The 5,811-nt window shown below is 69.8% G+C and carries 5 protein-coding genes; 2 read left to right on the top strand and 3 right to left on the bottom strand.

Features of this window, described 5'->3' with window-relative positions; translation table 11 throughout:
* Positions 1 to 30: 30 nt before the first annotated feature.
* The 3 genes from ABTZ94_RS35865 to ABTZ94_RS35855 form a co-directional block, all read right to left on the bottom strand.
* Positions 31 to 486: an ATP-binding protein gene (locus tag ABTZ94_RS35865; protein ID WP_351207369.1), complete on the bottom strand. Its 456-nt coding sequence runs from the start codon at positions 484 to 486 to the stop codon at positions 31 to 33.
* Positions 487 to 585: 99 nt separating this feature from the next.
* Positions 586 to 2,211 (bottom strand): sensor histidine kinase, encoded by a 1,626-nt coding sequence (locus tag ABTZ94_RS35860; RefSeq protein ID WP_351207367.1) that lies wholly within the window; start codon positions 2,209 to 2,211, stop codon positions 586 to 588.
* Positions 2,208 to 3,413, bottom strand: a complete 1,206-nt coding sequence (locus ABTZ94_RS35855; RefSeq protein ID WP_351207371.1) for a PP2C family protein-serine/threonine phosphatase — start codon at positions 3,411 to 3,413, stop codon at positions 2,208 to 2,210. The genes ABTZ94_RS35860 and ABTZ94_RS35855 overlap by 4 nt, the downstream gene beginning before the upstream one ends.
* 339 nt (positions 3,414 to 3,752) lie before the next feature.
* Here ABTZ94_RS35855 and ABTZ94_RS35850 point away from each other — a divergent pair, with 339 nt between their 5' ends.
* Together ABTZ94_RS35850 and ABTZ94_RS35845 are read left to right on the top strand one after the other, a co-directional pair.
* Positions 3,753 to 5,237, top strand: a complete 1,485-nt coding sequence (locus tag ABTZ94_RS35850; RefSeq protein ID WP_351207365.1) for an SDR family NAD(P)-dependent oxidoreductase — start codon at positions 3,753 to 3,755, stop codon at positions 5,235 to 5,237.
* Between the two features lie 349 nt (positions 5,238 to 5,586).
* Complete coding sequence (locus ABTZ94_RS35845; RefSeq protein WP_351207363.1) at positions 5,587 to 5,763, top strand: hypothetical protein; 177 nt, start codon at positions 5,587 to 5,589, stop codon at positions 5,761 to 5,763.
* Positions 5,764 to 5,811 lie beyond the last annotated feature (48 nt).

Raw genomic sequence — 5,811 nt, 5'->3', positions numbered from 1 at the left:
GGCGGGGGGGCCCCCCCCCCCCCCCACAGCTCAGCTGCTCAGCTCGAACTCGGCCCGGATGCGCTTGCCCACCGGCACGCGCTCGGCGGTCAGCCGGTCGCACAGCGCCACCACGATCTCCATGCCGTGGCCGCCGGGGCGCGTCGGGTCGGGTGAGTAGATCAGTGGCAAGGCCGTGCTGCTGTCGTACACCGTGACACTGACGCGCTCTGCGGTGCCCTCCAGCTCCAGGAGATACGGGCCCTGGCTGTAGCGGTCCGCATTGGTGACCAGCTCACTCACTGCCAGCAGCAGATCGCTGCGGGTGTGCTCACCGAACACCGCGAGCCACTCGGCGGCCAGCCGGACCAGAAAGCGGTCGGCCAGAGCCCGGGCCTGCGCAATGCAGCCGGGCTCGCCGTCGAACACCTCGGCGCTGTGCAGAACCTCCGTGGACCGGTCTCCGCAGGGGCGGTCGGCCGGTGGCGAGGTGACCTGTTCGTTCATGTGCTCCAGCCCGGGCGACGCAGGGATTTTCGGTGACAGCTACTCGACGTTCGCCTACCCGCGACGAACGGTCCCACCCCGGGGAGAACCCGGCAGATCTCAGCCATGGCCGGGCCGCCCGACGACTGTTTCCGCGACGAGCGGTTCAGCAGTGGTGTGCGCGGGTACGGCGGGGGCGACCGGCAGCGTGAAGCGGATACAAGTGCCCTCGGCGGCCTCCGGCTCCAGCCAGATCCGGCCCCCGTGGAACTCCACGATCTTCCGGCACAGGGCCAGACCGATGCCCGTTCCTTCGTACTGCTCCCTGCCGTGCAGACGCTGGAAGATGACGAACACCTTCTGCGAGGACTCCGGCGCGATGCCGATGCCGTTGTCCGCCACGGAGAAGTGCCAGTCGTCGCCGTCCCGTACACAGCCGACCGTGATCCGGCACGGTACGCCGGGGCTGCGGAACTTCACCGCGTTGCCGATCAGGTTCTGCCAGACCATGGAGAGCGCCGTCGCGTCCCCGGTCAGTTCGGGCAGCGGGCCCTCCCGTACGACCGTGGCACCGGACTCCTCGACGACCAGTGCGAGATTGGCCAGCGCACGGTCGAGGGACCGGTCGAGGTCGACCGGCTTCCACTTGTCGTGCACCCGCCCCGTACGAGAGAGGGTGAGCAGATCGTTGATCAGCACCTCCATCCGCTTGGCACCGTCGACCGCGTAGTCGATGTACTGCCGCGCCCGGTCGTCGAGCTCCGCGGCGTACCGTTTCTCCAGTAGCCGGCAGAACGAGGCGACCTTGCGCAGCGGTTCCTGCAGATCGTGCGAGGCGACATAGGCGAACTGTTCCAGTTCGGCATTGGACCGGCGCAGCTCCTGTGCCTGTTCCGCCAGCAGCTTCTCGCGCTCCTGGGACTCGGCGAGCTCCTCGACGATGCGGCGCCGCATGTCCTCCACGGCTGCCGCCACCGCCCGCACATCGGACGGTCCGTCGACCTCGATCCGGTTACGGAACGCCCCGGATCGGACCGTGTCCGAGGCAGCGGTCAGTCGGCTCAGCGGTCGGCCCACCGTCCGGTTCAGCAGCAGACTCAGCGAGACAACCGCGAGCAGAAAGCCCACGACCAGCGGGATGAGCACCTGGTCACGGGTGGTGCGGGCGGTGCTCAGACCGGCGCGGGCCCGGTCGCGTGCCGCGTCGAGATGCGCCTGCTGCGTGGTGTACAGCCGCCGCAGGGTGTCGAATTCGCCCTTGCTCCGCCGGATCGGGGCCGAGGACTCGGACGCCGGGCCGTCCCGGCGGACCGCGGCGATCAGCGGCTCGGCGTGCCGACTGCGCCACTCCCGCGCGGCTGCGGCGATCCGGTCGAGATCGCGGGCGAAGGGCTGTTCGTCCCCGACGAGGGAACGCACCTTGGCCAGCCGCAGCTTCTCGTCCCGCATCCCCGCCTCGTACGGCCGCAGGAAGGCCGAGTCACCGGTGAGCGCGTATCCGCGGACCCCGGTCTCCTGGTCGAGCAGGGCGTTCTGCAACTGGAAGGACGACGAGCGGGCGGGCTGGATGCGGTCCACCAGCTCGGTGGTGCGGTCGGATATCCGGGACAGCACCAGGCCACCGACGGTCAGCCCGGAACAGACGACCAGCACGAAGACGGCGAGAATCAGATGGACCCAGTTCTGGACCGACAGGCGCGAGGCGAAGCCGTGCCGACGGGCCGGCGATGCGCCCCGGCCGCTCATCGCGGCTCACCCCGTCCCCAGCCCAGATGGAGTACGGCCACGTCGTCGGCGAGACCGCCGTACGGGGACGCGGCCCCGGCGGCCTCGTCGACCAGGGTGTCCACAAAGGCGCGGGCCGCCAGCGCCCCGTGCCTGCGGGCCATGGCCAGCAGCCCGTCCTCGCCCAGCCGGGAATCCGGCCCCGTACGCCCCTCGAAGAGGCCGTCGGTGAACAGGACGAGCCGGCCGTCCCCGGGCAGGGACAACTCCGAGACGCTCCACCGTCCCGCCCCCGGCAGCAGCCCCAGGGCCATACCGGGCTCGGGCTCGACCCAGCTCACCCGGGCACCGCTGCGCATCAGCAGCCCGGGGTGACCGGCCCGCACCACCCGCACCCGACGCCGGTCCGGCGCGAAGGACAGTGAGGTGACGGTGGCGAAGACATGCGGGTCGGAGCGTTCGGCGACCAGGATCTCCTCCAGCAGCCCGACCTGCTCGAGCTGACCGGTGGCACACAGCACCGCCGTGCGCCAGGCCACGCGCAGACAGACACCCAGCGCCGCCTCCGCCGCCCCGTGCCCCGACACATCGCCGATCACCGCGTGCACCATGCCGTCGGACGTCTGCACCACGTCGTAGAAGTCACCGCTGAGCAGGGCTTGCGCCCGGCCCGGCGCGTACCGCGCCACCGCTTCGAAGGAGTCGTCGTGCAGCAGGGGCACGGGCAGCAGACCGCGTTCGAGGCGGGCGTTCTCCTGCGCCATCAACCGGTTGGCACGCAGCGCTGCGGCGGCCCGCTCGACCTGCTTGCGCTGGAGGGCGTAGCGGACCGAGCGGCCCAGCGCCTCCGGATCGAGCCGGCCCTTGACGAGATAGTCCTGGGCGCCGGTCGCCACGGCCGACAGGCCCGTATCGGCCTCGGCCCTGCCGGTCAGCACCACAATGGCCGCATCGGGCGCCGACTCGACGATCTGGGTGACGGCGTCCAGACCGTACACATCGGACAGATGCAGATCGAGCAGTACGCAGCACGGGGTCCCACAGCCGTCCAGGTACCGGCGCGCCTCCGCGAGCGTCTTGCACCAGGTCAGCGCGGAGTCCAGCTCGCTGTCCGCGAGCATCTCCTCGACGAGGAGCGCATCACCGGCGTCGTCCTCGACCAGCAGGATCACGGCATTCACGTCCCAGACCGAACCGCTGCCGAGGCCGTTGCCGACCGGCACAAGCCTGTTCTGTACAGGGACGGCGGCCGGGCGCACAGGCTGGGCCGGAGAGTCGCCCGCGGAGAGCTCGGCCACTCTCCACCCCCTTGTACGGACGGCACAGCTCAACCCTGGCCGTATCGCAGGGAAGCATATGTGACCGAACCGTGCAGGAGCCGTGGGGACGGAGACGGAGGGGCCGAGCCATGCACACGCGCGCCCGCGAACTGCGGCGAACCCCTGTGAAGTCACGCGAACGGAGCAGCATCCGGTACATGGCAGACTTGATCGGGGCGTTCGGCCCGGCAGGACCATGTATGGCGGTCGGCGCCACGAGTGACAAGCGACAGAGGAACGGCAATGACGGTGACAGAGGACAGCCCGGAGCTCGCTCCCGGTACTGAGGAGTTCGGTCCCGGTATCGACCCGGAGCGGCTGGCCGTCTGCCTGAGCGTGCTCGACGAGCTCGACAACGTCGAGGTCGACCACCCCGACGCCATCGCCGTGCGCCGCGCCACGGCCGGGATCTACAGGACCGTGAAGCAGCGCCGCCGTCAGGAGCGCCGCGCCGCCAAGACCGCGCACGACAAGGCAGTTACCGAGGCCACCGCGACCGGCTCGGCCGACCGCATCGACGACGAGACCCAGGGGGTCCTGCCGTCGTCCTCGGCCCATGCCGAGATCGCGGGCGTCCTCCAGCGGCCCCGGTCCTGCTATATCTGCAAGACCAGATACGTCGAGGTGGACGCTTTCTACCACCAGCTCTGCCAGCAGTGCGCCAAGGAAAACCGCTCGCGCCGCGACGCACGGACCGACCTCACCGGCCGGCGCGCGCTCCTCACCGGCGGCCGCGCGAAGATTGGCATGTACATCGCGCTGCGGCTGCTGCGCGACGGTGCGCACACCACCATCACCACCCGATTCCCCAACGACGCGATCCGCCGCTTCAAGGCGATGCCGGACAGCGACGAGTGGATCCACCGGCTGAAGATCGTCGGCATCGATCTGCGCGACCCCGCCCAGGTCGTCGCGCTCGCCGACTCGGTCGCGGCCGAGGGTCCGCTGGACATTCTGATCAACAATGCGGCACAGACCGTGCGCCGCTCCGCGAACGCGTACAGCGAACTGGTCAACGCCGAGTCCGCCCCGCTTCCGGCGGGTGAGCTGCCCGCCGCCGAGGTCATCGGCACCTTCGGCAGCGGCACCGTCGACCGTGTCGCGGCCCTCCCGGCCGCCCGCAAGGAAGGCCTGAGCGCGCAGGACGTCACCGAACTCGCCCTGGTCACCGGGTCCGCCTCCCTGGAGCGGATCGCCGCCGGAACGGCGATCGACGCGGGCGGTCTCGTACCCGACCTGCATGACACCAACAGCTGGATCCAGACCGTCGAAGAGGTCGAACCGATCGAGCTGCTGGAAGTCCAGCTCTGCAACTCCACCGCACCGTTCATCCTGATCAGCCGGCTCCGCCCGGCGATGGCGGCGACCGCCGCCAAGCGCGCCTATGTGGTCAACGTCTCCGCGATGGAGGGTGTGTTCAGCCGTGGCTACAAGGGCGCGGGCCACCCGCACACCAACATGGCCAAGGCCGCGCTGAACATGCTCACGCGCACCAGCGCCCAGGAGATGTTCGAGAAGGACGGCATTCTGATGACCGCCGTCGACACCGGCTGGATCACCGACGAGCGCCCGCACCCCGACAAGATCCGCCTCGCCGAAGAGGGCTTCCACGCTCCGCTCGACCTGGTCGACGGCGCCGCCCGCGCCTACGACCCGATTGTGCGCGGCGAAGAGGGCGAGGACCTGTACGGCTGCTTCCTCAAGGACTACGCGCCCGCCAACTGGTAGTCAACCGGTCGGGCAGCGTTCGTGCGGCGCCGTGGACCCGGCCCGGGACTCGTTCCCGGCCGGGACTTTTCGGTACTCGATGGCTGAAAGTGACCTAGTGCACACATTCCATCGAGCGCGATCGCGCTCATTTGGTTACTCTGATGCGAACGGACGTCATCGAGGAGTCCACAAAATCTCCTCGACCGTCCTGGGGAAGACTTGTCAACCAAGTCGCCGTCCCGCCCTGTACCCGGCGCCACCGCGACCGAACTGTTCTTGCCCCTGCCCCTCGCGGGTGGTCGACTCCCGGTAATGAGGCCGGGGCGTCGGCGACACCCCGGGGTTACGCGACACAAAGGAGTGCGCGGTGACGACACCAGAACTGACGAAGCGCGAGGAGCGACCGGCCGAACGGCACGGAGAGCGGCCCCGCAGGCCCGAGAAGCTGCGGAACATCGAGGTCTGGGCCAGGTCCGCGCCGATCCGGCTTGCGGGCTACGAGGACGACCTCGCCGAGCCACACATCCTGCCCAGCGTCGACTGACCGCTTCACACCTTCACACCCGAGCTCCGGCCCACCCCGCGAGGGGTG

Origin of the sequence: Streptomyces sp. NPDC002785 (assembly GCF_040295565.1) — a bacterium.
Lineage (GTDB): Bacteria > Actinomycetota > Actinomycetes > Streptomycetales > Streptomycetaceae > Streptomyces.
The sequence above is the reverse complement of the archived record's forward strand: the minus strand, read 5'-3'. Positions and strand labels throughout refer to the sequence as shown.